The following is a 26,042-nucleotide window of genomic DNA, read 5'->3' on the forward strand; positions in this document are numbered from 1 at the left end:
GCCATGAAGTACGGAATTATTAAGGTGGCGACAGCTGTTCCGACGGTTAAGGTTGCCGACTGCGTGAGCAATATCAAGGAAATTGAGTCGCTCGTTGTGCAGGCTGAAGGCCAGGGAGTTGAGATCATCGTCTTCCCTGAGCTTAGCGTGACAGGCTACACCTGTCAGGATCTCTTTCGTCAGCAGTTGCTGTTAGATGCCACTGAGAACTGTGTGATGCAACTTTTAGAGTTCAGCAGGCAGCTCGACATTATCTCCATAGTGGGCGTACCTATGGCAGTGGGTAACCTGTTGCTCAACTGTGCCATCGTCATTCAGCGAGGAAAAATCCTTGGTATCGTGCCAAAGACGTTTTTGCCCAACTACAATGAGTTTTATGAGAAACGCTGGTTTGCCTCGTCGCAGGATCTGCGGGATCAAGATTTGCGTTATGCCGGTCATCCTGTCAGTATTACAGCGGCCCCACAGCTTTTCCGGACGGGTGACGGTATCTTGTTTGGGGTGGAGATCTGTGAGGATGTATGGGCTCCCACTCCGCCAAGCAATCATCTCGCCCTTGCCGGAGCTGATATCATCTTCAATCTTTCAGCCAGCGATGAGCTGATAGGTAAGCATGACTATCTCAAGGATCTTCTCGCCCAGCAGAGTGCACGTACCATTTGCGGCTATGTGTATAGTGGCGCAGGATTTGGTGAGAGCACGCAGGATGTGGTCTATGGCGGCAATGCCTTGGTGTATGAGAACGGTCGACTTCTTGCTGAAGGTGAGCGTTTCGCACTGAAGAGTCAGCTTGTGTCAGCACAGATAGACGTGGAGCGCCTTCGTGGCGACCGTCGTGGCAACACGACGTTTGTCAATGCCCAACGGCGCATGATGAACGAGGATATTCGCATCAGCCGTGCAGAGTCAGCGGCGATGCCACACGACTTCGTGCTTGAGCGCAAGGTCAATCCACATCCGTTTATCCCAACCAATACCAACATGCAGAAGTCGTGCGAAGAGATATTCAACATTCAGGTGATGGGTCTCGCCAAACGCATTCTTCACACGCATGCCAAGACAGTTGTCGTGGGTATTAGTGGTGGTCTCGACTCTACGTTGGCACTGCTCGTCTGTGTGAAGACGTTTGATAAACTAAAACTTGACCGCAAGGGAATTGTTGGCGTCACCATGCCGGGCTTTGGCACTACAGGGCGCACCCACAACAATGCCGTGAGTCTGATGCAGAGCTTGGGAGTGGACATGCGCGAGGTGAATATCTCGAAGAGCGTATTGCAGCACTTTGAGGACATCGGGCAGAATCCTGATGCTCATGACGTGACCTATGAGAACGCACAAGCCCGCGAGCGCACACAGATTCTCATGGATCTCGCCAACAAGCTCGGCGGACTGGTCATCGGCACTGGCGACCTCTCAGAGCTGGCATTGGGATGGGCCACCTATAACGGCGACCATATGTCCATGTATGCGGTCAACACCTCTATCCCAAAAACGCTCATCCAGTATCTTGTGAAGTTTGTGGCTCAGACAGTGGACGACGAGTCTGCCTCGACCCTGTATGACATCATCGCGACTCCGATTTCTCCCGAGCTTATACCTGCCGGCAGCGATGGAAGCATCCAACAAAAGACGGAGGATCTGGTTGGACCCTATGAGTTGCACGACTTCTTCCTTTACCATTTCCTGCGCAACGGGTTCGGCCCCCGCAAGATATTCGTGCTGGCAAAGCGTGCTTTCGGTGAGAGCTTGCCACCGGTAGAGGGAGTGGGACGCTACGACGACGAGACTATCCTGCATTGGCTCAAGACGTTCTGCCGTCGCTTTTTCAATCAGCAGTTCAAGCGTTCCTGCTTACCCGATGGGCCAAAGGTGGGTTCTGTCTCGCTCTCTCCGCGGGGCGACTGGCGCATGCCAACGGACGCTGTTGTCACACTATGGCTCGACGAGGTGGAAAAGCTTATGCCGAAAAAGATAGACGGAGAGGGTTAGGCATAAATGGGCTGAGGTGTGAAGAAAGTGATTATTATTCAACAGATTTAACAGACATCGATCATTAAACATAATACATTATAGGTTATGGTTATAGATTTTGAGAATATTCCCGAAGCCCACCTTTCGGGCTTTAAGGGTGGCAAAGGGTTTCTCGATACCCGCAACTTTGTGGACGACCACGTGAAGATCATGTATTCTACGCTTCGGCCGGGGGCGTCGAGCGGGTTGCATACGCATAAAGGCAACTCGGAGATTATCTTTGTCATCAGTGGCACACTGACCTTCCATTATGATGATGAGGTTGAGATTTGTAGGGCGGGACAGTGTCATTATTGTCCGATGGGCCACCGTCATTATATGGAAAACCTTACCGATCACGATGCTGTTTACTTTGCTATCATGCCGGAACATCACGCATAGTGCCCTATCCTCGGAATAACGGCATTTAGCAAAGGCGTTCCCTTTGCATGGATAGTGGTTTTGCCTCTACACCGTAATGGCATTCCCATTACGGTGTAGAGGCGATGCGTTTACGGTGTAGAGGCGATGCGTTTACGCCGTAGAGGGAAAGCTGCTGCATCTCTGAGATGGTTTTTTGTGGATTAGAAGCGGAAGTCGAGTTGGCAGTCGAGCATGCTATAGTTGTGGTGGTCGGCAGCCAGGGCACGGTCGTTGACGAGTGCATACTCCATGTTTAACTGTAGGTTTTTGGAGAATAAATAGTTGGCGCCAATCTCATAATTAGTCTTGGATGTCGCCCAGTTGGCTGACTGGCGGTAGAGGTCATAGCGGGCCTTGGCATAGAGCTTATGCTTGATAACCGGTGCTATGCAAAGCGCATAGACACCGTCAGCCTTTGAGCCCAATGCTTCATTGACGGTCACGTCGCTGCGGTCGGCTTTGGAATTCTCGCTTTTCTTGAACGCCTTACCCGTGGAATGGATGTACTCTGAGCGCAGGGTCCAGTCGCTGACCTTGTATTCGGCTGAGATGGCATAGCGGTGCTGAGGAAGTTTCACCAAACCGTTGGCTCCCTTTCTTGCATATGACCCCTCCATGCCAAAGGCCCCGATACGCATGCCCTTGACAGGCATCACCCACATGCCGCCAATGACATCTTTCTGCTGGTCCACATCCTTTTGGTTGATGCCCTGACCATTATAGACCCCGATCTGATAGTGCAAGAGGTTGCGCCCTTCGGTATTCTTTACGAAGTCGCCCTGCAGTTGCACGCCGATGTCGCGGCCATTGCTCGATGATGCCCCGTCGCGGTCGGTGAAACCAGAAAGCTTCGTGATGTTCTGCGCATAGCTCATGAATCCCTGATCGATAGGATTCATGGGATTCTCAAATGTGAAGGGACGTTTGAACTGTCCGGCCTTGACACGGAAAAATTCATATTTCTGCCATTCTGCGAATACATCGACAACTTTCAGCGAACTATTGAGGTCGGAAGTGTTTCCATTGTACTGGAACTGTACTCTTGCGGTCCAGTCCTTATGGGGTTTCGCATCCACGATGACACGGCCGAGGCGAATATTGAAGCTGTTGGTTTTGGCTCCGTCTTGACCGTTGTACTGATACTGCATCATGCCATAGCCGGAAATCTTGAACATCTTGGTCCAGTCGGTTGCTTGTGCGCTTACTTGCGCAGCCAGACACAGGGCAAGGCCTGCCATTACTAATGATTTCTTCATATTGAACAGTTGTTTTAGTTTGTGATCAGTCTCTTTCTAACTTGCAAATGTAATAAATATTATGTAATCGTCTGTCTCTTTGGACATAAAAATAAAGTCCTTTCTGCTTTTTCACAGAAACGGAAAGAAAAAGACAAAAACATTTGGTCATGTAGTGATTATTTCTTAATTTTGCAGTCGCTTAACGAGAAACGTTGGGTAACGGGGTGTAGCGCAGTCCGGTAGCGCTCCTGGTTTGGGACCAGGTGGTCGCAGGTTCGAATCCTGTCGCCCCGACAATAAAAGCGCTATGATCATGATGATGATAGCGCTTTTATGATTCTGTTTAGTTATGTTCTTATTTCACTCTCCCTTCATCAAGGTGTTTGTTACCGTTAAGAAATGCGGCGGAGTCCATGCGTTTTTTACCGGAGAGCTGGAGTGAAAGAATATCGAGCCATTCGTCAGCGCATGCGATACGGAGTGATTTTTTAGCGGTTACTATGCTGCCTGGCTGTACGTCACCGGCTGCTGTCCCTGTTTTTGCGGTCTGAAATATCTTCAGCTCTGTATCCTTTTGGCAGAGCTGAAGCGTTGTCCATGCTCCAGGATATGGAGAAAGGCCGCGTACAAAGTCATAGACTTGTTTGGCGGGTTGATTCCAGTTGATGTGGCATGTCTCCTTGAAAATTTTGGGAGCAGCATGCAGTGTCTCATTGTTTTCAATGAGACAGCCCTGCTCTTGCGAAGGCACTTCCCCATCATTGTCAAGCAGTAGGTTGATGGTTTCCTCTGCAATATCGGGCGCAAGCTTCATCAAACCGTCATAGACATACTCCACATCAGCCTCATCGGAAATAGCAAATGTTTTCTTGAGGATGATTCTTCCTGTGTCTATATCTTTATCGATAAAGAAAGTGGTCACGCCCGTTTGCGTCTCTCCATTAATGATAGCCCAGTTGATCGGGGCTGCACCACGATATTGTGGCAGCAGGGCCGCATGGACATTGAATGTACCAAATCGCGGCATGGCCCATACCACTTCGGGAAGCATCCTGAAGGCTACCACTACTTGCAGGTCGGCTTTCAACGCTTTCAGCTGCTCGATGAATACCGGATCTTTCATTTTCACCGGTTGCAGCAAAGGAATGGAGTGGGCGAGGGCATACGTCTTCACGGCTGATGGCCGGAGCTTGTCCTGGTGGCGTCCTACAGGTTTGTCGGGTTGGGTCACCACCGCTATAACATTGTATCCGTCTTCTACAAGACGGCTGAGCGTGCCGACTGCAAATTCTGGCGTGCCCATAAATACGATTCTTAGGTCTTTCTTTTCCAATCTATCGTCTGATTATAGATTCCACCAATGCTTTTTCTTCTTGGTCTCCATCGTCCCATCTCTGAGTATGTCGGCGAAAGACTTGTGCTGATGGATGATGGCATAAATCTGTCCCCAATCGGGGAGACCGCCTATATTGCGGTCGTCTATGAAATAATCGGCCTTGAGTTTCCGGGTAAAGTACTTGTCAGAAGGCTTCTCCTCGGGATAGTCACTGTTGACGGCCCAGAAGTCCACGCCTCTTTCATGGCACCATCTTACAGCCTCTTCCAGTAATTTGCCCTCGCGAACTGTCCAAAGTATCAGCTGATGGTGCTCTTGTTGCAACATCCGGAGAGTATCGGTTGCAAACATCACCTCAGTTCCTATCTTTGGGTACTTGTCTTCTACGATGGTACCATCAAAGTCAACTGCTATTTTTGCCATTGTTTACCAGTGTCTATTTCTTGATGGAATGATCGTTGTCTTTTCCATAATCACTGTATCCATAGTGATAGCCTCCATAGCCGTAGGAATAATGATGACCATAGCCATAATGTCCGTAGCCATAATAATAGCCATATTTCTTCTTGGACATGTCAATGCCGTTGATGACCACACTGACGTTGCGCAGTCGTCCCTCTTTGGCAAGAGTGTTGATAAGGTCGAAGTCGCGTTTGGGTGTGTAGTCGGCACGGCAAACGAAGACGGTCGCATCGCTCACACGCGCTATCGATACAGTGTCGGTGACAAGGCCTACTGGTGCCGAGTCGATGATAATGTAGTCAAAATGCTCTTTCAGGGTATTGATAATGTTGTCGAGACTCTTCCGTGCTAACAATTCTGTAGGATTGGGAGGAATGGCACCTGCAGGAAGCAAGCTGAGATTGTCATGTTTGTTGGATGGAAGAATTTGTTCTTTTATTTGCTCCCACGATGGATTCTCGATTTTCAAGAGGTTGGTGATGCCTTCCTTCCTATGCTCATACCCGAAGACATCTTGCAGTCGTGGCTTACGGATGTCAAGGCCTATCATGATGGTCTTTTTCCCAAGGATGGCAAATGACATGGCAAGGTTGGATGATATGAATGTCTTACCCTCACCTGAAATAGAGGATGTGCAGACAATAACTTTCTCTCCTTCCTTAAGCGTAAACAGAAGATTAGAGCGTAATCCTCTGAATACTTCTTCCATGGCATTATTTCGGTTTTCCTTGACAACGATTTCACCGTCTTCCTTAGCCTGTTTCGATGCAATTGCGACATCAGATAGGATGGGTAGCTCGGTGAGTTTCTCCACATCGTCGCGTCCGCCAATCTTGTAGCGAAGCAGGTTCATCAGATAGAGAATGGCGATAGGAAGGAAAAGACCTACGAGGATGGCGATTCCCATTACGGTCCTATTTTTTGTACTTACGATACCGCTGGTTGCAGGTCCGTCAATAATGCGGCCTTTGTCAGCAGTGGCGGCAAGCGAGATGGAATTTTCCTCACGCTTCTGTAAAAGAAGGAGATAAAGTCCGGACTTCACCTCTTGTTGTCTGCCTATTTGGGTAAGGACGCGCTCCTGCTCTGGGGTTTGTCCTACTTCGCCTTGATACTTGCCATATTGCCTTTGCAGGCCGCTTCGCTGAATGTCCATGCTCTTGCGCACTTGTCGCAGTGTTTGACTGATGGCATTGTGCAATTGGTCAAGCTGAGCAGTGAGCGGAGTGATAACCGGTGAACTCTCACTGGCACTTTGTAGCAGGAGGTTGCGTTTCTGCACGGTCTGGTTATAGTTGTTGACGAGTGCCGTGATCGAACTGTTCTCTATGCCAACATTATTGGGTAGAGGCTGGTATCTGTTTGAGGGATTGTTGAGAAATGAGGACATCTCATCAAACAACGCAATTTGCGTGTTGAAATCTGCCAATTTCTCCTCATAGGTATTGGCTTGTGTGAAAGCTTGAGTGGCGTTGGTCTTGAGCTCCACCATGCCGCGGCTTCTTTTGTAGCTCTCAAGGTGTCCTTCTGTACTGCCTAACTCTTCGTTGATCTTGGCAATTCGCTGGTTGATGAATTCCTCGGTCCTTCGTGCTATCTCATTCTTATCCTCATTGGCTTGCAGATTGTAGCAGAGTATGAGCTGGCGAAGATAGTCCATGGCGCGGTCGGGGTTTTCATCATTGATGGACAGACGGGCGATAGTTGTAGTCTCGGACTCGGGAGCGACGACAAAACTATTTTGAAAATGATAGGCTGCCTGATCGGGAGACATAACGACTGCTTGCATTTTCCAATCGCTTCCCACGGCATTGTCGTTATTGATACTTAGCTTAAGCAGACACCCTCTTGTCTCAATGGTTGTTGGCAGGCTCTTTACTGTTTGGTCAACATTTGGCGCAATAATATGGTATTCACCATTGGCATGTTCAACATCGACGGTGAAAGAGTTTCTTAATCTCTCAGCATCACCGATGTTGATACCAACGTTGACAGGTTGGTTTTTATAATAGAGAGCCTTCTTTAATTTACCGACAGAGTAATAATTAACATAGAGTTTGAGATCCCTCACCGCTTGTGTGGCAAGAGAATGCGTGCTTAGAATTTCCAACTCATTGTCGAACCCATTGGTATTGGATACCATTCCCATGGTTTCAGACTTAAGTGCACTATTGCCAGAGTTGTTGTCGTTGCTTTTGATGAGGACTTTCTCGCTGATGTTATAAACAGTATTGGAATAGCGAATAAAAGCTTCTCCCAATCCCGTACATACAATTAGTGAAAGAATTACCCATTTCCAATTGAGCATGATATCGATTAGTCTCTGCTTGAAACTATCGGTGAAGAGCATGCTGGAAGGTTGTTTACCCGTCTCTGTATTCATTGTATTGTTCTGCGTTTTGTCTAAAGTCATAGCTTTATAGTCTTTACGATATTACTTCGGATTCGTTTGCTAATTGAAGCAGATATTTCCCATAATCATTCTTTGTCATAGGCTTGGCATTGTTGATAAGGGTTTGTTTGTCAATCCAACCCTTCTTATAGGCAATTTCCTCAAGACATGCAACTTTGAGCCCTTGACGCTTCTCTATGACTTCAATGAAGTTGCTCGCTTCGGCGAGACTGTCGTGTGTGCCTGTGTCAAGCCATGCGAAGCCGCGCTGTAAGGGTTGTACTTTAAGAGCTCCGGCTCTTAAGTAAGCCTGGTTGACCGATGTGATCTCAAGTTCTCCCCGTGCACTTGGCTTAACATTCTTGGCGGTCTCTACGATATTGTTGGGGTAAAAATAAAGTCCAACAACGGCGTAGTTGCTTTTGGGTTTGGCGGGCTTCTCCTCAATACTCAGACAGTCACCCTTATCGTCAAACTCAGCAACACCATATCTCTCTGGATCATTGACCCAATAACCGAATACCGAAGCAGTACCCTTGTCAGCAAGTGTCACGCTTTTCTCCAAGAGGCTGCTGAAGCCTGCTCCATAGAAAATATTATCGCCTAAGACAAGACATGCACTGTCATTGCCGATAAACTCCTCACCAATGATGAATGCTTGCGCCAATCCGTCAGGAGAAGGCTGGACGGCGTAAGTAAACGATATGCCAAACTGTTCTCCATTCCCTAACAGACGTTTGAAAGAGTCAATATCTTGTGGAGTAGAAATAATAAGAATATCACGTATACCGGCAAGCATGAGTACGGAAATGGGGTAATAGACCATTGGCTTGTCGAAAATAGGAATGAGCTGTTTGCTGATGCCTTTGGTAATGGGATAGAGGCGTGTGCCGGAACCGCCTGCTAAAACAATGCCTTTCATAGTTTTTACAAATATATGATTGTGGGGACAAAGTTACATACATTTATTTAGTTAACATCTTTTTTGGATATAAAAAGTGCATTATTGTGGAAAAATAATGATATTCCCTTTGGGGAATCGTAGAATAGTCGTACATTTGCATTGATTTTTAATCAATGTGAATTAAGAATTGAATTAAGTATTAATAAAATATGGGAATATTTTCAAAAATATTTAGCCGGAGACCTCATGAAGAGAAGACGGGCGGTATGCAAGATTACATGACGCTTGTGCGTGTCTATTTTCAGGCTTCGCTGGCTGCCCAAATTGGCATCACAAACCTTGCCATGCTTCCGGATCTGCGTATGTTCAAGTCCACGCTACATGTGGCCACACAAAACAATAAGCTCGGAGTGGGAGAAAAGTCGTATTGCCGAAAGATGATGCAGGAAGTCTATGGTACCGACGAAAGCTTTTTCAAGGAGATTGACCAAAGCATTCGTCGGAATTGCCGCAAGCTCCCCGATGTACAGGTGTATCTTATACAGTTTCAGAACTTCACGCAGGAACTGATGATGCTCATGGGAAATCTAATGAAGTTTAAGCTGAGAGTGCCTTCTGTTTTCAAAAAGACAATCTATACGATGACAGAAAAGACTGTTAGTGACATCTTCACCAAAAACAGTTATTCTGATCCCAGTGTAGTAAAGTCTGTAATGTCTGTGAGGAAATATAATCAGAAACTGAATTTCTCTCAGAAATGGGTCACTGATTTCGTCTATCAAGTAGTGATGCTTGCCAAGAAAGAGCCGGCGCCGTCGCAGGAGGAAGAACAGAAGGCGGAGAAGAAACTCAAAGGATAGAATTATTCATCAGCGGCAGATGATGTTCCGTCTAAATCAATAAGGTGATAAAGAGCTCATGGAGTCGAATGCGGAAAGCTTAAAGATTTTTACTACACGGGTGCGGCAATTAATGCTCAGCTATAGTCAGTTGAGAGAAGAAAACACCGCTCTTAAGGCTCAGTTGGATGCACGTGGATTGGAAATCAAGGACCTGCAGGGGCGCTTTGAACGGCTTAGTCATGATTATGAGATGCTGAAGGCCGCCAGAATGTTGCAGATTACCGATGGGGATGTCGATGAGGCGCGTAAACGACTCAATAAACTTATCAGAAATCTGAGCAGGAGTATTGCAATGCTCAGTGGACAGGTTTGAGATTGTCTTGATCCTTTTACAGCTTATGAAAGAAGAACATCAAAAGAGAAACATAAGGCTTCACATCTACGACACATTTATTCCTGTTAAGGTGCCGCAAGAGGAGGAACCGCTTTACCGTAAAGACGCTGATTTAATCAATGAGCGATTAAATACCTATTTCGCCAACTTCAAAGACAAGATCTCTGATAAGGAAATTATCTTTTATGCCATGATTGATATTGGGCTTCGTTTGCAGAAGGAATTGCAGCGCAACGATACGAAGCCATACGATGATTCTATTCAAGAGTTGACTAAAGAGATTGAGGACCTGCTTGGAGAAGGAGAAAGTGCGAAAGAATGACAATAGCATATAATAAATATAGAAAACATAACAGATTAGAATATTACTTTTATAACTCGATAGTATTAATATGATAAACATTGTTATCGCCGCAGTGATAGGCCTTGTTGTGGGAGGAGCGGCCGGTTACTACATTTTCCGTTATATAATTACGGGAAAATATAACCAGATGATAGAAGCTGCAAATAAAGAGGCAGCCGTAATTAAGGAGAAGAAATTGCTTGAAGTGAAAGAGCGCTTTCTTAACAAGAAAAGCGAATTGGACAAGGAAGTTCAGGCGCATAACCAAAAGATGCAGGCGGGAGAAAACAAGCTCAAGCAACGCGAGCTTACGCTCAGTCAGAAGCAACAGGAGCTTGCCAAGATCCGTCAGGATATGGAGCGGGAGCAGCAGCGCATAGAGAGCGAGCGTCAGCTGATGTCTGTCAAGCAACAAGATCTGGAAAAGATGCAGGAACAGGAGCGTGTTAAATTAGAGGAGATTTCAGGCCTCTCAGCTGAAGAAGCCAAGAACCGACTGGTGGAAAGCATGAAGGACAAGGCTAAGATGGACGCTGCCAGCTTCATTAATGAGGTAGTAGATCAGGCTAAGCTGGATGCCAATATGAAAGCTAAGAAAATAGTCATTCAGACTATACAGCGAGTGGCAACAGAGACTGCTATAGAGAATTCGGTGAGTGTCTTCCATATTGAAAACGATGAGGTTAAGGGTCGTATTATTGGCAGAGAGGGTCGAAACATTCGTGCCTTGGAAGCTGCCTGCGGTGTAGAAATCGTCGTAGACGATACACCTGAATCGATAGTCATCTCAGCTTTTGACCCTGTTCGTCGTGAAGTTTGTCGTCTTGCGCTGCACCAGCTTGTTGCAGACGGGCGTATCCATCCTGCACGTATCGAAGAGGTCGTGGCAAAGGTGAAGAAGCAATTGGATAACGAAATTATTGAGACGGGGAAGCGTACCGTCATCGATCTTGGCATCCACGGGTTGCATCCGGAGCTGATCCGCATCGTTGGTAAAATGAAATATCGCTCCAGTTATGGCCAAAACTTGTTGCAGCATGCTCGTGAGACAGCAAACCTTTGCTCAGTGATGGCGGCCGAGCTTGGATTGAACCCCAAGAAAGCCAAGCGCGCAGGGTTGCTTCATGATATTGGTAAAGTTCCTGATGAGGAGAGTGAACTGCCTCATGCCTTGTTGGGAGCGAAGATGGCAGAGAAGTATAATGAGAAGCCTGATATTGTGAACGCTATTGCAGCTCACCATGATGAGGTTGAGATGAAGACTCTGCTTGCTCCGATTGTTCAGGTCTGCGATGCCATCTCCGGTGCGCGTCCCGGTGCGCGCCGTGAGATAGTGGAGGCTTACATTAAGCGTCTCAACGACCTTGAGGCCATAGCCATGAGCTATCCTGGTGTGACCAAGACTTATGCTATTCAAGCGGGGCGCGAATTGCGTGTCATCGTCGGTGCAGATAAAATGAACGATGAAGACAGCAACAAACTGTCTTCGGAGATTGCAGAGAAGATTCAGAATGAGATGACTTATCCTGGACAAGTGAAAATCACGGTAATCCGTGAGACCCGTTCCGTTGCTTACGCAAAATAATCTCGCCTTTATCCTATACAAATAAATCGGGGTGGCTCATCAAGAACCACCCCGATTTTAATATGAACCCTGTGGGAACCTTTATTCAGAAAGGAATTCCTTCACTTGTGTATAAACGTTTTCTCCGGTGAAGCCAAGTTTCTCATCAAGCACTTTGTATGGTGCGGAGAATCCAAAACTCTTCATTCCGAAGACATGGCTGTTGTGACCATTGCCTACCAATCCCTCAAGTGTGCATGGAAGACCGGCTGTCATGCCAAACTTCTTTACGTTGTAGGGCAGTACATTGTCCTGGTATCCCACGGGCTGGCGGCGGAAGAGACCTTCAGACGGTGCACTGACCACTCGCACTCGGATGCCGTCTTTTCGCAGCAACTCGGTGCCGTCCTCAAGCGTGGAGACCTCAGAACCACTTGCCACGAGAACGATATCGGGGTTGTCGTCCGATCCTTTTACGATATAAGCACCCTTGCGGGCTTGCTCATAGTCGTTGCCCTCGGGCAGGCATTTAATGCCTTGGCGGGAGAGGATAAGGGCGGTAGGGGTCTCCATATTCTCCATTGCCATTTGCCAACAGACTGTAGTCTCATAGCAATCAGCTGGGCGGAATACGCGAACGCTGTCCTGGCCTTTATGGTTCTGCAGCTTTTCCATGAGGCGTATCTGTGCTTCCTGCTCTACAGGTTCGTGCGTAGGACCATCCTCACCAACGCGGAAGGCATCGTGGGTCCATATAAACTTGACAGGCACACCCATGAGTGCTGCTATGCGGACAGCAGGCTTCATATAGTCAGAGAATACGAAGAAGGTACCCATGGCTGCGATGACGCCACCATGAAGCATCATGCCAATGCACATGTCTGCCATGGTCAGCTCTGCAACGCCTGCCTGGAAGAAGGCACCGGAGAAGTCTCCTGGACGGAGATCGTGAGTTTCCTTGAGGAAGCCATCGGTCTTGTCGGAGTTGCTAAGGTCAGCTGAGGCACAGATCATGTTGGGTACTTGCTGGGCGAGTACCTTCAGACAGGCAGATGAGGCCGCTCGTGTCGCGGAGTCAGGCTTTTGCTTCACCTTGCTCCAGTCAATCTTAGGCGCTTTACCGGAGAACCATTCATCCATGAGTTTCTTCTTCTCAGGATTCTCCTTAGCCCATTTTGCTTCGGCTGCCTTACGCTTCGCGACAATCTTTTTCAGTGCTTCTGCGCGGTCTGTGTAGAGCTTATTCACATCATCGAAGATGGCAAACGGCTTCTCCGGATCACCGCCGAGATTCTTGATGGTATTTACATAGGCGCCATCGCCAAGGGGGGCACCGTGTGTCTTGATGCTGTGCTCATAGCTCGTGCCGTCAGCTTTTAGGGCTCCTTTGCCCATTACAGTCTTGCCGATAATCAGTACAGGCTTACCCGTACCGGCAATGGCCTTGTCGAGAGCCTCGCGAATTTGTTTCACGTCATTGCCGTCAATCTCCATGACAGTCCAGTTCCAGGCGCGATACTTGGCGGCCGTATCTTCCCTCATCACCTTGTTTACCTCAGTGGAAAGCTGTATGTCGTTGGCATCGTAGAACATGATGAGGTTGTCCAAAGCCAGTTTCCCGGCAATGCGTCCGACGCCTTGTGAAATCTCCTCTTCTACACCACCGTCGGAAATATAGGCGAAGATGTGGTGCTGCATCACCTCATGGCCCAGACGTGCCTCAAGGAATTTCTCGGCCACAGCGGCGCCGGCAGCCATGGCGTGGCCTTGGCCCAGGGGACCTGATGAGTTCTCAATGCCACGGACAACATCGAGCTCGGGGTGACCCGGGCAGGGTGAGCCCCACTGACGGAGCTGTTGAATCTCGTCAAGCGTGAAGCGGCCTTGGAGCGTCAAGGCTGCGTAGAGCATCGGACTCATGTGGCCAGGGTCGAGGAAAAAACGGTCACGGCCTGTCCACGTGGGGTCAGAAGGATCCCAGACAAGGTATTCAGAAAAAAGCACATTGATGAAATCGGCGCCGCCCATAGCGCCTCCCGGGTGCCCTGACTTGGCCTTCTCAACCATGCTGGCCGCTAAGATACGGATGTTGTTGGCCGCATGGTTCATGATTTGAATGTCATTCATAGAAATATGTTTGCCGTTAGATAATAATAATATTGTTGCAAAGATACAGCTTTTTAAGCATTTAATGCAACTGTTGGCGTTTCAAATATGTCTCTGATTGCTGCAACAATGCCTCAACCTTGTCGGGGGCTTGCTCTTACAAGGTTGAGGTGTTGCCGGATTCTTTATTTTATGTTCAGGACGACAATCGACTTAGCCGGGATCTTTGCCTTGACGGTATTCTTTTTCAGCTTGGCGTCTTTGAAGGCTGTCTCCTTGATAACGGTGGGGTGTTCGAAGTCGTTGTAGTCGCTGATCTTGTTGGCGGTGAGGATGTTTCCACTGACCGTCTTGACGTTGTTGCCAGTGACGTTGAGCTGTACCTCCTGGGCCTTGTCGAGACTGGTGTTGGCAAGAGAGACGATGAGGTTTCCGTCGGATTGTCTGGCAGCTGAAACGGAAACCATTGGTATCTCTTTATCGACAGCATTCTGCATGTTGTTGTCAGTGACATTGACAGAGTCTTCTTTCACATCGATAGGCAGATGTGTGGCATTCTGGAAGTCGCGATACATCTTGAAGACATAGTAGGTCGGCGTGAGCACCATATGTCCGGTGCCTTTCGTATCGGTTAGGATCATCGACTGAAGCACGTTGACCACTTGTGCGATGTTAGCCATCTTGATGCGATCGGTGTGTCTGTGGAAGACGTTCAGCGTGAGGGCGGCCACCATTGCGTCACGCATGGAGTTCTGCTGATAGAGGTGTCCGGGGATGGTGCCAGGCTCCTCGTCCCACCATGTGCCCCATTCATCGACGAGCAAGCCTACGCGCTTCTGGGGATCTTTCTCATCCATGATGGCGCAATGCTTCTTGATAACGTCTTCGATCTGCAGGGCTTTGGAGATGGTCCAGTAGTATTCTTGGTTTGTGAAATTGGTGGCCGAGCCTTTGTGATTGCTCCAGTCCTTCACGGTATAGTAGTGGAGTGAGAGTCCAGCCATATTGCCTCCGGCCCTGTCCATCAGCACTTTGGTCCAGTTGTAGTCATAGTCGCTGGCTCCTGATGCAATCTTATAGAGATGGTGGTTGTCGTAGTTGCGACAATAAGTAGAGTAGCGCCGGAAGAGGTCGGAGTAGTATTCGGGCCGCATGTTGCCACCGCATCCCCAGCTTTCGTTGCCTACTCCGAGGTATTTCACATTCCATGACTTCTGCCGCCCGTTTTTGCGTCGCAGGTTTGCCATAGGCGTATCACCGTCTGAAGTCATATATTCCACCCATTTGGCAAGCTCCTCAACAGTTCCCGATCCTACGTTTCCACTGATATAGGGCTCTGCGCCCAACATCTCGCAGAGGTTGAGAAACTCGTGGGTGCCGAAGGAATTGTCCTCGATGGTGCCGCCCCAGTTGTTGTTCTGCATCTTAGGCCGTTTTTCTCGCGGACCGATGCCGTCTTGCCAGTGGTATTCGTCGGCGAAGCATCCGCCGGGCCATCGCAGGACGGGAACCTTCAGTTCCTTGAGCGCGTTGAGCACATCTGTACGGTAGCCTTGTGTGTTGGGGATTGGACTTTCTGGCCCCACCCACAGGCCGCCATAGATGCAAGAGCCTAAGTGCTCGGCAAACTGACCGTAGATTTCCTTATTAATCTTGTATTTGCCCTGATCGGCATGGATGGTCACGGTGACGTCCTGAGCTGGTGCCTGAGTGGTAAAGGCGGCCGCTATCAGCGCAAGGGAAAAGAACTTTCTCATTGATAATCTTTATTTATTGGTGCTATTCGTAATGATACGATGGTTGATGATGCCGTTCGGTAGCAGAAAGGCGGCACCTCTGTTGTGTTGTATAGTTTGCATTACCACGCCGTGGTCATAGGATGACCACGCTTTGGTCATGGGGTGACCACGCCGTGGTCATCGTCAGATTGTACCGTTAAACTTTATACTTGACGGCAGCCTGCTCTATCTCCAGCCCTTTCTTGTAGGTTTCAATATATGTATTGAAGCCGTCCACTTCCTCTTGTGTGGGTTTCACCTCGCTGCCTTGGTTTCCCGCAAAGACTTCTGTCTCAAGGAAGTCAGCAAGGCTTTGACGCTTCTCATTGTTGACCAGATAGGAGGCAAGCAGTGCCATTCCCCATGGACCACCCTCGCCGGCAGTTTTCATGACAGAGATGGGGAGGTTGAGAGCTGCTGCGAGGATGCGTTGTCCTACCTTAGGAGTGGTGAAGTATCCACCGTGTCCGGTGAGCCGGTCGACGGTCACTTTCTCTTTCTTGAAGAGGATGTCGTTGCCGATCTTCAACACGGCCACAGCCCCATAGAGGTTGGCACGCATGAAGTTGGCGAGCGTAAACTTGTCGTTGGGCGAGCGGACGATCATCGGACGGCCTTCGTCCAGGCCTGTCACAGGCTCTCCTGAGAAGTAGTTGTAGGCCATCAGACCGCCGCAGTCAGTGTCGCCTTTGGCTGCGATGTTGAAGAGTTGGGTAAAGAGCTGCGACATGTCCACCTTCTGCCCCGTAGCCTCTAAGAACTCCTTGAAGATGTTGACCCAGGCGTTGATGTCTGAGGTGCAGTTGTTGCAGTGTACCATGGCCACTGGTGCACCGTCAGGTGTAGTGACGATGTCAATGCTCTTGTAGGGCCTGGAGAGGTTTTTCTTCAGGACGATCATGGAGAAGGATGAGGTGCCGCACGATACATTGCCTGTGCGTGGTCTCACGGCATTGGTTGCCACCATGCCTGTACCGGCGTCTCCTTCGGGTGGACACATAGGCGCTCCGGCTTTCAGATGACCTGACGGATCAAGGAGCTTCGCACCTTTTTCCGTGAGCTTACCGGCCTCCTGACCTGCGACGAGCACTTTCGGCAGAATGTCGCGAAGCGTCCAAGGATAGCCTTTGGAGGCCACGAGTGCGTCGAACTTCTTGACCATTGCCTCGTCGTAGTCCTTTGTATCAGGGTCGATAGGCAGCATACCGGAAGCGTCGCCTATGCCCGTGACCCGCTTTCCGGTGAGTTGCCAGTGGATGTAAGCGTCGAGGGTGGCGAGGTAATCGATGGCCTTGACATGGCTCTCGTCATCAAGAATGCACTGGTAGAGATGCGAGATGCTCCAGCGTAGGGGGATGTTAAAATGGAACAGATCCGAGAGTTTGGCCGCAGCCTTGCCGGTATTGGTATTTCTCCACGTGCGGAAAGGCACGAGTATTTCCTGGTCTTTGTCGAATGCCATATAGCCATGCATCATTGCACTGATGCCGATGGCCCCAAGACGCTCGACCTCTACACTGTATTGTCTTCTCACATCTTCGCGCAGGGAGGCGTAGCAGTCTTGCAGGCCCTCCCAGATAGCCTTGATGCTATAAGTCCACAATCCGTTCTCAAGCTGGTTTTCCCATGTGTGCGATCCCTGTGCGATGGGATTGTTGTCGCCATCGATGAGGACGGCCTTGATGCGGGTAGAACCAAACTCAATACCGAGGATGGCTTTGCCGTTCTGTATGGTTTCTTTTGCGATCATGTCCTTTTAGTTGATAGTTCGTTAGTTTCTGGTTGAAAGTTGTGAGTTGTTAGGCATAGGCCTACAACTCACAACCCACAATGTTACCTTAAAGCCTTGTTGAGCATGTAGTAGACCTCATTCCATCGGAGCTCTTTTCGGAACTGCTCGTAGTCGGTGTCCTTGTTGATGATGCATGCCTCAACGTCGAAGATTTCTGCAAAGTCACGCCAATACTCGTCTGTGAGTCCGAAAGAGAAGCAGCTGTGATGCGTGCCACCGGCATTCATCCAGCAGCCAACGCCGATCTCGAAGGTGGGTTCGGGGATCCACAGTGCCGAAGCCACGGGGAGCTTAGGCAGAGGCTTCGACTTGATGAGGTTGACATCGTTGGCGATGAGGCGGAAACGGTTGCCCATGTCCACCACGGTTGCTGTGATGCCATGGCCCTGTTTGGTGGTAAAGACGAGGCGTGCCGTTGGCGTCTTGCGCACGCCGATGGCGAGGAAATGTACTTCGAGACGTGGCTTCTCCTCTGCAATGTCGGGGCAAACTTCCAGCATGTGGCTTTCGAGGATAGATGTGTTGTCACCGTCAAAGTTGAGTGTGTAGTCCTCCAGGAAAGAGGTACCGCCTTCGAGTCCCTGGCTCATGAACCAGGTGGTGCGGTAGAGACATGCGCTCTTCCAGTCGCCCTCGGCGCCGAATCCGTAGCCGTCGTGCATCAGCCGTTGTGAGGCAAGACCAGGTATCTGGTCGAAGCCATGGCCGGTTTCCTCTACGTTGACGTCGCCGAGATCGTCGAAGTTGGTGGTAAAGCCCTTTGCACCGTAAGCCTTGAGTACGGCACGGATGGTGAGCTCTGCCTTGGCGGAATTCCAAATCTTCTTGTATTCCACGGTCGACTCGTCCTTGAGGTTGTCCGCCACCTGATACTCCTTGAAGTAAACGTCGTGTACGAGTGCGTCGACATCAGCATCCTTTACCTTGTCGAAGAAGTCGAGGACGGTGGAGAACTGCACGTAATCGACATGATAGCCGAAGACCTGCTCGAAGGATACTTTGTCGCCATCAGTCACGGCCACGTTGTTCATTTGGTCGCCAAAGCGGATGATGAGACAGTCCTGTGCGTCAGCAACGCCTGCGCAGACACGCTCCCATACAGCGATATGCTCTTGCGTCTTTGCGTCTTGCCAGTAACCAATGACGGTTTTGCGGGGTTTGCGGAGGCGAGAGAGAATATGTGCGTACTCGCGGTCGCCGTGCGCGCTTTGGTTGAGGTTCATGAAGTCCATGTCCATAGACTCATAAGGAATCTTCGCATTGTATTGAGTATGGAAGTGGAGCAGGGGCTTACGGAGAATCTCCATGCCTTTGATCCACATCTTCGCGGGTGAGAAGGTGTGCATCCAACAGATGACGCCGACACATTTCTCGTCGACGTTGGCGCGGTTCATCACGTCAGCCACTTCCTTTGAGCTGTTGGCAGTGCCTTTATAGACTATCTTGATGGGCAGACGACCGGAGTTATTCAGTCCTTCGACCATTTCTTTCGAATGACCGTCTACCTGCTTCACGGCATCGCCTCCGTAGAGAAGCTGTGCGCCTGTTACCCACCAAATCTCGAAATTATCAAATGCTTTTACCATCGTATTAGTTTTTTTAAGAGGAGTGGCGTTGCCGAGGACGGCAACGCACAGAACCTGAGTTGTTGATATTGATTATTGTTTTTTGTTGTTTATGTGAGTTACTTCTTCTTCCGCTGTCCGTAGTAGGCGTTTGGCCCATGCTTTCTGGAGAAGTGCTTCTCGATGAGCAGCGGGTTCATTGTGGTTTGAGGATTGACGGAGAAAGATATAAACGCCATCCTTGCCACTTGCTCGGCCACGACAGCATGGTAGACAGCCTCGTCGGGATCTTTGCCCCATGTGAAAGGTCCATGGTTTTTTACCAGTACGCCGGGGGTGTGAACGGGGTTGATACCGTCTTTCTTGAACTTGTCAATGATGACAACCCCCGTGTTATACTCATATTGTGCCATCATGTCCTCGGTCATATCATCCGTGCAGGGAATGGCATCGTGAAAGTAATCGGCGTGTGTGGTGCCGATGTTGGGGATGTCCTTGCCAGCTTGTGCCCATGCTGTGGCGTAGGTGGAGTGTGTGTGCACCACACCGCCAACCTTTAGAAAGTGACGGTAGATGACGAGATGGGTTGGCGTATCCGATGAGGGGTTGAGGTCTCCTTCAACTACTTTGCCAGTCTCAAGGTCGACGACAACCATGTCTTCAGGCTTCATCGAGTCGTAGCTGACGCCTGAAGGCTTGATGACCACAAGGCCTTTCTCTCGGTCGATGCCGGAGACGTTGCCCCAGGTGAAGAGCACCAGTCCGTGCTTTACAAGGTCAAGATTGGCCTTACACACTTTTGCTTTTAGTTCTTCAAGCATATTTGTTTATAATTTAAAATTTTGTTCTTCTTGATATTTCTCCTTATTGAAACGGTAGAGCATGGCACCTGACCGTGAGGAAGTATGGTCAATGAAGTCCGTCTGCTGTACGAAGTCGGTCTGTTTGATGCGCTTGCGGAAGTTCCGCTTGTCGATAGGCTCACCCAACACGGCCTCGAACACGTGCTGTAGCTGTGTCAACGTGAACATCTCCGGCAGAAGGTTAAAGCTCAGCGGCCTTGTGTAGATGCGACGACGTAGCTGCATCACGGCGTTGTGGATCATCAGGCGGTGGTCGGAATACATTTCCGGCAACTTATTGAGTGTGACCCATTCCAGTTCATGCTTCTGCCGCAGCGAATCGTCGTAGTCCTTGACGTTGATCAGTGCGCAATAGGCGATGGAAACCACACGGTCGCCGGGGTCGCGGTCCACTTCACCGAAGGCTCCCACCTGGCGCATATACATCTCATCGAGCCCTGTCAGTTCGAGCAGTGTGCGGTGCGCAGCTTCGTAAAGGTTCTCTTTCTCGCCGAGAAAACCACCGTAGAGCGACCACTCTCCACGCCCAGGATCCATCTTTCGCTTACCGATGAGGACCTCAAGCTGTGAGCCGTCGAAGCCGAAAACGATGCAGTCAACGCTGACATACACCTTACTGTGCTGGCTATAGTATTGTGGCATGTTAGTTGAAGTTCGTAAAGAATCAGAAGAAATACCAATAGAAAGCCCCGCAAAGTGCGAGTACGCCTAACGTGCCGGCTATGTCTCTCCAATCCCAACTCTCGCGTATCTGGCGCTTATAATCTGCAGTGAACGTGATAGCTGCGACTTGTTCGGTAGACGGTTTCGGCGTGAACATCGATACAATGAACATGAAAATGACGATGAACACCAGAAGCCAGCACTCGAAGACCAGCCAGTTGGTCTGCCAGAACCAGGTTGTAGCGCTCCAGAAGGCGCCATCCATCTGTGCGTTGCCGGTGTCAGTGAGTACATTGGTCAGCAGACGAAGCATGCCGATGAGGAAGCCCACGATCAGTCCCCATTCACCGGCCTTCGGAGTAATTCTCTTGAAGAAGATGCCGAGAAAGAAGGTAGCGACCATGGCTGGCGCAAGCAGACTCTGTATGCCCTGTAGATAACTGTAGAGCTTGCCGAGGCTCATCATGACAGGAATCCAGATGATACCGATGACGACGATGGCGACGGTGGCCGCGCGTCCTGCAAAGATATAGTGCGCTTCGCTCTTTCCAGGGCGCAGTGGCTTGTAGAAATCTTCGGTGAAGAGGGTGGCGCAAGAGTTGAAGAAAGCGGCCAGCGAGGTGACGAGGGCGCAGACGAAGCCCACAGTGACCAGACCTTTCACGCCTGCAGGCAGGATATCCTTCACCATGTAAGCGTAGGCGCCGTCGGTGTCGCCCATGTGGAAAAGTCCTTTGGCAGAGAGCGCAGCGGCTACCATGCCCGGAATGAGGAACATGAAGACGGGGAGAAGCTTGAAGTAGCCTGCGCAGATGGAACCGCGACGGGCACGTTTCATGACGACAGCATTGTCTTCGCCTTTCTTCTGTCCAAGCACTCGCTGTACGATGTGCTGGTCAGTGCACCAATACCAAAAGCCGATGATGGAGGCCCCAAGAAAGACCACGAAGCCTGGATACTCATGATAGAGTGGGTCAGGATGGCCCGAGGCATTGATAGTAGCCCAGTGGAACATGTGGGTGGTGCCGTAGCCGTCGTGCAACTGCGAACAGTAGCTCATCATGTTGGTCCATCCCTGTGTGATGCTTCCGCCGCCGAGGGTAGCCAAACCGAGGAAGAGAACGAGGAAGGAGCCGACGATAAGGATAGGCGTCTGAATGGCAGACAGCGTCATCACTCCCTTCATTCCCCCGAGGATAGTGAAGATGGCGGTGATGATAATGAGTCCTAAGGCCCCCCACCAGAAAGGCAGTCCGAGCAGGTATTCAAAGAAGATACCGCCGGTGTAGGCCGTCACCGAGACCTTGGTTAGTATGTAGGCCACAAGGGTGATGACGGAGAGCCAGGTGCCAGTGCGCTTGGTATAGCGGTATTTCAGAAATTCTGGCATTGTGATGATGCGTCCGAGCTTGTTGTTAAGCAGCTGATAGAAGGGCACGAAAAGCCATCCGAGGATGAGAATCATCCAGCCCTGCATCTCCCAATGGGCCATGCCCACGCCATTTTGCGCTCCCGTTCCTGCGAGACCCACGAGGTGTTCTGAACCGATGTTGGCGGCGAAGATGGCCATACCAATGACCCACCAGGGCTCTCCCTTGCCATAAAGAAACTCCTCGCTGTTGGCTTCTTTCGACTCGTGCTTGGCCTTGAGAAGCGCATGCCATACGGCTCCTGCCACGGCAGCAATGCCTACGGCAAGGACGAGCCAGTCGAGCCAGATAAATTCATGTGTTGTCCAGTTCATTATTCTTTTAGTTTCTGAGTTCTGTGCATTGATAAGTTTGACGGATTATTATTTCTGTGTTTTCACCGAGAACTTGTAGGCCAGGTGACTGTAATACTTCTGTCCGGGCTTGAGGTAGGGATCAGAGATTTCCCAGCCTTTGGTCTTGCTGGCAATTTTAGTTGGTGAGTCGGGGAATTTCTGGCTTTCGAAGCAGACGCTCACGTGCTTGGGGTATTTGATGCCATGTTTGCATGCGATGCCTGTACCCTGGAAGTTCCCGGTGTAGACCTGCAGTCCTGGCTCGTTGGTGTAGACTTCTAACAGGATACCTGTGACGGGTGAGTAGAGGCTTGCGGCAACAATTTTGTCGTCACCCTTACCGTTTTTATAGGTATTGAGTACCCAGTTGTGGTCGTAGCCTGTAGCATTCTTGATCTGGTCGTAGGAGAAGTCGTTGATGTGCTCACTGAGAGCATGCGCCTTTCTAAAGTCCATCGGCGTGCCTTCCACTGAGCGGATCTCTCCGGTGGGAATGTAGAGGCTGTCGGCAGGAGTAAACTTGTCGGCATTGATGTATACAATCTGGTTCTCGCCCTTCTTTGATGGTTCGCCGTTGAGATTGAAGTAAGAGTGATTGGTCATGTTGACCACGGTCTCCTTGTCGGTCGTAGCCTGGAAGACGATGTCGAGTGTATTGTCGCTCTTGACGGTGTAGGTGGCCGTTGCTTTCACGGTTCCGGGGAAGCCATTGTCGCCGTCGGGTGAAGTGATGGCGAAGGTAACCGAGGAATCTGTCTTCGCCTTTATGTCATAGACCTTGTTCGGCCATCCGGTGTTTCCGCCGCCATGCAGGCAGTTGCCATTGTCGTTGGGCCTGAGCTGATAGGTCTTTCCCGCCACCGTAAGCCTGGCATTCTTGATGCGGTTGGCGTATCGGCCGACGCTTGAACCGTAGTCGGAGGGGGAGTTGAGCGTGTCGGCATATTGTCGGATATTGTCATAGCCGAGCACTACGTCTGTGGGCTTGCCGTTCTTGTCGGGCACGCAGATAGACACCACGCGTCCACCGTAGTTGGTGAGGCACACTTCCATGCCGTTGTTGTTTTTGAGAGTGATGAGTTCGGTCTTCTTCCCTTGGACAGTACTGTCGAAGTCTTTGGGGTTGAGCCCGCTGACGGTGGTTTGGGTAGTCGTTGAGGCACCGCATCCTGCCAATGTAAGTGCAGCCATTCCGGCGACGAAAAGCTTGGTTTTCAGAGTTCTCATATTTTATTGTATATGTAGGTTTATTCTCTTTTGGGTGTAAAATTACACGGTTATTTTGATTTGAACAAATTATTCCGTCGTTATTTTGCCCTTGGTGTGTATTTTTAACACTCTTTCCATGATCTTGTGGCAGAATCATGTGTAAAGTAGCGCATTCCGTCTACAGTGTAAAGGCGATGCGATTACGGTGTAAAGGCGATGCGATTACAGTGTAACTAATCAACGAAAATGAAGAGAAATAGAAGCTGGCGTAAACTAAAGAGTCAACCAGCAAGTGCAATATTAGGCATAATATTGCACTTGCTGGTTGACTCTTTAAACTCTTACAATCACCCATTAAGATATTGCACTTCTATCTTGAATGTTTATTCTTAAGAATCTTTACCTCTGATATGGCAAGGAATGGCATGCGGTCCCATTATCGATAAGAACTGTACTTAATAGTCTAATAATCAATCATTTGATATTAATGGTATTTTTACGACCATGCCTCTTTATCATTCCCTTGTAGCCTTTACGCCGTAATCGCATCGCCTCTACACTGTAATCGCATCGCCTTTACGCCGTAATCGCATCGCCTCTACACTGTAATCGCATCGCCTTTACACTGTAATCGCATCGCCTCTACACCGTAATCGCGTCGCCCTATCCATTGTGGAGGAGTTTGAATAGTTACATAGTAGAGTTTTTTATAAATTCTTTCTTTATTTAAGGGTATAGTTGGATATTTTTTCCTTAACTTTGCATGGAAAAGTTAGAAAACCTTGAAAACACTGAAATTATCCATGGCAAAACATTCTTTATTGCCTTTCTCGGCATTGTTGCATTCTGTCCAGGCGTGTCCGTCTCGTGAGAGATGGCGTTTTATGTTGCTCTTACCGTTCTTTGCTTATGGTCCCGTGGCGATGGCACAGACCACTGAAGCCACTCAGCCCGTGGTCGTGCACCAGAAGGCTTTTGGTGAGAATTACATTAAGATGTGTGCTGACAACACTCAGGTGCTTGTCTCAAAACGTCCTGCTGTCAAGGACCGGCTCTTTGTCTCAGATGCCGTAGAGAAAAAGATCCGTGAAGTGAAACGGTTGCTTAAAGGCAATCCCAAACTCTGCTGGATGTTTGAAAACTGTTTCCCTAACACTCTTGAGACTACTGCTCACTACAGCAATGCCGGTGGCGATGACGACACGTTTGTCTATACCGGCGACATACCCGCCATGTGGCTCCGTGATAGTGGGGCGCAGGTGTGGCCTTATGTCAAGCTCGCACCCAAGGACAAAAGGCTGCAGCACCTTGTACGCGGTACTATTCTCCGGCAGTTCCAGTGTATCTGTATTGATCCCTATGCCAATGCTTTCAACATGGGGCCCACAGGCGTCGGTTGGCACTCGGACCGTACTCAGATGAAGCCGGAGGTGTTTGAGCGGAAGTATGAGATCGACAGCCTTTGCTATCCCATCCGTTTGGCCTACGAATACTGGAAGGTGACGGGCGATGCCTCTATCTTCGGCGCCCGCTGGCTGCAGGCCATCCGCAATGTTATCACCACCTTCCGCCAGCAACAGCGCAAGGATGGCGTCGGGCCTTACCGTTTCCTCCGTGTCACCGATCGTGCCTTCGACACTGCGCCGTGGGACGGTTACGGGGCTCCTACGAAGTCCGTGGGGCTCATCGCCTCCGTATTCCGGCCTTCCGATGATGCCACGACATTGCCATTCCTCGTCCCGTCCAATTTCATGGCAGTGAACAGCATGCGCAAGGCTGCGGAGATCCTGCGTGAGGTCAATCACGAGGAAGCTCTGGCTGACAGCTGTGAGGCTCTCTCCACCGAGGTCCACGATGCACTGATGAAATATGCTGTGGTGAATCATCCCAAGTATGGCAAGATTTATGCCTATGAGGTCGACGGTTTTGGCAACCATCTCCTCATGGATGATGCCAACGTGCCGAGCCTTCTCGGAATGGGATATTTAGGTGATGTGAGTCTCGACGACCCCATTTACCAGAACACCCGCCGCTTTGTCTGGAGTCACGACAATCCCTGGTTCTTCTCCGGAAAAGCCGGTGAGGGCATTGGCGGACCACATATAGGGCGCGACATGGCATGGCCCATGAGCGTGATGATGAGAGCCTTCACGTCGACCGATGACAAGGAGATCCGCGCCTCGATGCGGCAACTTCTCACCACCGACGCCAATACGGGTATGATTCATGAGAGCTTCAATGTTGACAATGCCTCCAATTACACCCGTCCGTGGTTTGCCTGGCAGAACACTCTGTTTGGTGAGTTGGTGCTTCATCTCATTGATGCGGGCAAGACCGACCTTTTGATTCACTGTCTCGACTGACTGACGGCGGGCTCCCGTCCTTCCGGCAGA

Annotated in this window: 20 protein-coding genes and 1 tRNA gene; 8 read left to right on the forward strand and 13 right to left on the reverse strand. The window is 49.8% G+C overall.

What is annotated here, in order from left to right:
* The first annotated feature begins 3 nt into the window (after window positions 1-3).
* Together PREMU_RS12860 and PREMU_RS14720 are read left to right on the forward strand one after the other, a co-directional pair.
* Complete coding sequence (locus PREMU_RS12860; protein WP_007575937.1) at window positions 4-1,989, forward strand: NAD(+) synthase; 1,986 nt, start codon at window positions 4-6, stop codon at window positions 1,987-1,989.
* A gap of 87 nt (window positions 1,990-2,076) precedes the next feature.
* Entirely contained in the window at window positions 2,077-2,412 is a 336-nt protein-coding gene (locus PREMU_RS14720) for a cupin domain-containing protein (protein WP_007575939.1), read from the forward strand.
* A gap of 182 nt (window positions 2,413-2,594) precedes the next feature.
* Here the strand turns inward: PREMU_RS14720 and PREMU_RS12870 are convergent, their stop codons facing one another.
* Window positions 2,595-3,689 (reverse strand): porin, encoded by a 1,095-nt coding sequence (locus tag PREMU_RS12870; protein ID WP_007575943.1) that lies wholly within the window; start codon window positions 3,687-3,689, stop codon window positions 2,595-2,597.
* Window positions 3,690-3,891: 202 nt separating this feature from the next.
* Here PREMU_RS12870 and PREMU_RS12875 point away from each other — a divergent pair.
* Window positions 3,892-3,965, forward strand: a tRNA-Pro gene (locus PREMU_RS12875).
* Window positions 3,966-4,026: 61 nt separating this feature from the next.
* Here PREMU_RS12875 and fmt read toward each other — a convergent pair.
* From fmt to rfbA, 4 genes are read right to left on the reverse strand one after another with little or no spacing between them, the layout of a single operon-like run.
* The gene (fmt, locus tag PREMU_RS12880; RefSeq protein ID WP_007575945.1) at window positions 4,027-5,004 is read right to left on the reverse strand and encodes a methionyl-tRNA formyltransferase; all 978 of its coding nucleotides are present in this window, start codon (window positions 5,002-5,004) and stop codon (window positions 4,027-4,029) included.
* Window positions 5,005-5,016: 12 nt separating this feature from the next.
* Entirely contained in the window at window positions 5,017-5,430 is a 414-nt protein-coding gene (locus PREMU_RS12885) for a BT0820 family HAD-type phosphatase (RefSeq protein WP_007575947.1), read from the reverse strand.
* Window positions 5,431-5,443: 13 nt separating this feature from the next.
* On the reverse strand, window positions 5,444-7,882 hold the full coding sequence (locus PREMU_RS12890) for a GumC family protein (RefSeq protein WP_007575948.1): 2,439 nt from the start codon (window positions 7,880-7,882) through the stop codon (window positions 5,444-5,446).
* 13 nt (window positions 7,883-7,895) lie between these two features.
* The gene (gene rfbA / locus PREMU_RS12895; RefSeq protein ID WP_007575949.1) at window positions 7,896-8,783 is read right to left on the reverse strand and encodes a glucose-1-phosphate thymidylyltransferase RfbA; all 888 of its coding nucleotides are present in this window, start codon (window positions 8,781-8,783) and stop codon (window positions 7,896-7,898) included.
* A 191-nt stretch (window positions 8,784-8,974) separates the two neighbouring features.
* Here rfbA and PREMU_RS12900 point away from each other — a divergent pair, with 191 nt between their 5' ends.
* From PREMU_RS12900 to rny, 4 genes are all read left to right on the forward strand, one after another.
* The gene (locus PREMU_RS12900; RefSeq protein ID WP_007575951.1) at window positions 8,975-9,625 is read left to right on the forward strand and encodes a hypothetical protein; all 651 of its coding nucleotides are present in this window, start codon (window positions 8,975-8,977) and stop codon (window positions 9,623-9,625) included.
* Between the two features lie 112 nt (window positions 9,626-9,737).
* Entirely contained in the window at window positions 9,738-9,980 is a 243-nt protein-coding gene (locus PREMU_RS12905) for a hypothetical protein (RefSeq protein ID WP_156804026.1), read from the forward strand.
* Between the two features lie 25 nt (window positions 9,981-10,005).
* The gene (locus tag PREMU_RS12910; RefSeq protein ID WP_040559083.1) at window positions 10,006-10,323 is read left to right on the forward strand and encodes a cell division protein ZapA; all 318 of its coding nucleotides are present in this window, start codon (window positions 10,006-10,008) and stop codon (window positions 10,321-10,323) included.
* A 70-nt stretch (window positions 10,324-10,393) separates the two neighbouring features.
* Window positions 10,394-11,929 carry a ribonuclease Y gene (gene rny / locus PREMU_RS12915; RefSeq protein WP_007575954.1) on the forward strand — a complete coding sequence of 512 codons (1,536 nt, stop codon included), beginning with the start codon at window positions 10,394-10,396 and terminating at the stop codon, window positions 11,927-11,929.
* An 81-nt stretch (window positions 11,930-12,010) separates the two neighbouring features.
* Here rny and PREMU_RS12920 read toward each other — a convergent pair whose 3' ends face one another.
* The 8 genes from PREMU_RS12920 to PREMU_RS12955 all read right to left on the reverse strand — a co-directional run bounded on the left by PREMU_RS12920 (window position 12,011) and on the right by PREMU_RS12955 (window position 23,667).
* Window positions 12,011-14,035 carry a transketolase family protein gene (locus PREMU_RS12920; protein WP_007575955.1) on the reverse strand — a complete coding sequence of 675 codons (2,025 nt, stop codon included), beginning with the start codon at window positions 14,033-14,035 and terminating at the stop codon, window positions 12,011-12,013.
* Between the two features lie 164 nt (window positions 14,036-14,199).
* Window positions 14,200-15,771, reverse strand: coding sequence for an alpha-N-arabinofuranosidase (locus tag PREMU_RS12925; RefSeq protein ID WP_007575956.1), 1,572 nt, complete (start codon window positions 15,769-15,771; stop codon window positions 14,200-14,202).
* Between the two features lie 178 nt (window positions 15,772-15,949).
* A complete protein-coding gene (locus PREMU_RS12930) occupies window positions 15,950-17,542 on the reverse strand; it encodes a xylulokinase (protein WP_007575958.1) in 1,593 nt (530 codons plus the stop codon).
* A gap of 83 nt (window positions 17,543-17,625) precedes the next feature.
* Window positions 17,626-19,170, reverse strand: a complete 1,545-nt coding sequence (gene araA / locus PREMU_RS12935; RefSeq protein WP_007575960.1) for an L-arabinose isomerase — start codon at window positions 19,168-19,170, stop codon at window positions 17,626-17,628.
* A 98-nt stretch (window positions 19,171-19,268) separates the two neighbouring features.
* Window positions 19,269-19,970 carry an L-ribulose-5-phosphate 4-epimerase gene (locus PREMU_RS12940; RefSeq protein WP_007575961.1) on the reverse strand — a complete coding sequence of 234 codons (702 nt, stop codon included), beginning with the start codon at window positions 19,968-19,970 and terminating at the stop codon, window positions 19,269-19,271.
* 6 nt (window positions 19,971-19,976) lie between these two features.
* Window positions 19,977-20,654 (reverse strand): NUDIX hydrolase, encoded by a 678-nt coding sequence (locus PREMU_RS12945; protein ID WP_007575962.1) that lies wholly within the window; start codon window positions 20,652-20,654, stop codon window positions 19,977-19,979.
* A 22-nt stretch (window positions 20,655-20,676) separates the two neighbouring features.
* Entirely contained in the window at window positions 20,677-22,419 is a 1,743-nt protein-coding gene (locus PREMU_RS12950; RefSeq protein WP_007575963.1) for a sodium:solute symporter, read from the reverse strand.
* A gap of 48 nt (window positions 22,420-22,467) precedes the next feature.
* Window positions 22,468-23,667 carry an aldose epimerase family protein gene (locus PREMU_RS12955; protein WP_007575964.1) on the reverse strand — a complete coding sequence of 400 codons (1,200 nt, stop codon included), beginning with the start codon at window positions 23,665-23,667 and terminating at the stop codon, window positions 22,468-22,470.
* Between the two features lie 977 nt (window positions 23,668-24,644).
* Here PREMU_RS12955 and PREMU_RS12960 point away from each other — a divergent pair.
* The gene (locus PREMU_RS12960; protein ID WP_040559085.1) at window positions 24,645-26,012 is read left to right on the forward strand and encodes a glycoside hydrolase family 125 protein; all 1,368 of its coding nucleotides are present in this window, start codon (window positions 24,645-24,647) and stop codon (window positions 26,010-26,012) included.
* The last annotated feature ends 30 nt before the right edge of the window (window positions 26,013-26,042 follow it).

The organism is Hallella multisaccharivorax DSM 17128 (assembly GCF_000218235.1).
In the GTDB taxonomy this organism is placed as follows: domain Bacteria; phylum Bacteroidota; class Bacteroidia; order Bacteroidales; family Bacteroidaceae; genus Prevotella; species Prevotella multisaccharivorax.

Coding starts and splice junctions, on each gene's coding strand:
- PREMU_RS12860 (WP_007575937.1), top strand. CDS start 4: ATGAAGTACGGAATTATTAAGGTGGCGACAGCTGTTCCGACGGTTAAG.
- PREMU_RS14720 (WP_007575939.1), top strand. CDS start 2,077: ATGGTTATAGATTTTGAGAATATTCCCGAAGCCCACCTTTCGGGCTTT.
- PREMU_RS12870 (WP_007575943.1), bottom strand. CDS start 3,689: ATGAAGAAATCATTAGTAATGGCAGGCCTTGCCCTGTGTCTGGCTGCG.
- PREMU_RS12885 (WP_007575947.1), bottom strand. CDS start 5,430: ATGGCAAAAATAGCAGTTGACTTTGATGGTACCATCGTAGAAGACAAG.
- PREMU_RS12890 (WP_007575948.1), bottom strand. CDS start 7,882: ATGACTTTAGACAAAACGCAGAACAATACAATGAATACAGAGACGGGT.
- rfbA (WP_007575949.1), bottom strand. CDS start 8,783: ATGAAAGGCATTGTTTTAGCAGGCGGTTCCGGCACACGCCTCTATCCC.
- PREMU_RS12900 (WP_007575951.1), top strand. CDS start 8,975: ATGGGAATATTTTCAAAAATATTTAGCCGGAGACCTCATGAAGAGAAG.
- PREMU_RS12905 (WP_156804026.1), top strand. CDS start 9,738: ATGCTCAGCTATAGTCAGTTGAGAGAAGAAAACACCGCTCTTAAGGCT.
- PREMU_RS12910 (WP_040559083.1), top strand. CDS start 10,006: ATGAAAGAAGAACATCAAAAGAGAAACATAAGGCTTCACATCTACGAC.
- rny (WP_007575954.1), top strand. CDS start 10,394: ATGATAAACATTGTTATCGCCGCAGTGATAGGCCTTGTTGTGGGAGGA.
- PREMU_RS12920 (WP_007575955.1), bottom strand. CDS start 14,035: ATGAATGACATTCAAATCATGAACCATGCGGCCAACAACATCCGTATC.
- PREMU_RS12925 (WP_007575956.1), bottom strand. CDS start 15,771: ATGAGAAAGTTCTTTTCCCTTGCGCTGATAGCGGCCGCCTTTACCACT.
- PREMU_RS12930 (WP_007575958.1), bottom strand. CDS start 17,542: ATGATCGCAAAAGAAACCATACAGAACGGCAAAGCCATCCTCGGTATT.
- araA (WP_007575960.1), bottom strand. CDS start 19,170: ATGGTAAAAGCATTTGATAATTTCGAGATTTGGTGGGTAACAGGCGCA.
- PREMU_RS12940 (WP_007575961.1), bottom strand. CDS start 19,970: ATGCTTGAAGAACTAAAAGCAAAAGTGTGTAAGGCCAATCTTGACCTT.
- PREMU_RS12945 (WP_007575962.1), bottom strand. CDS start 20,654: ATGCCACAATACTATAGCCAGCACAGTAAGGTGTATGTCAGCGTTGAC.
- PREMU_RS12950 (WP_007575963.1), bottom strand. CDS start 22,419: ATGAACTGGACAACACATGAATTTATCTGGCTCGACTGGCTCGTCCTT.
- PREMU_RS12955 (WP_007575964.1), bottom strand. CDS start 23,667: ATGAGAACTCTGAAAACCAAGCTTTTCGTCGCCGGAATGGCTGCACTT.
- PREMU_RS12960 (WP_040559085.1), top strand. CDS start 24,645: ATGTGTGCTGACAACACTCAGGTGCTTGTCTCAAAACGTCCTGCTGTC.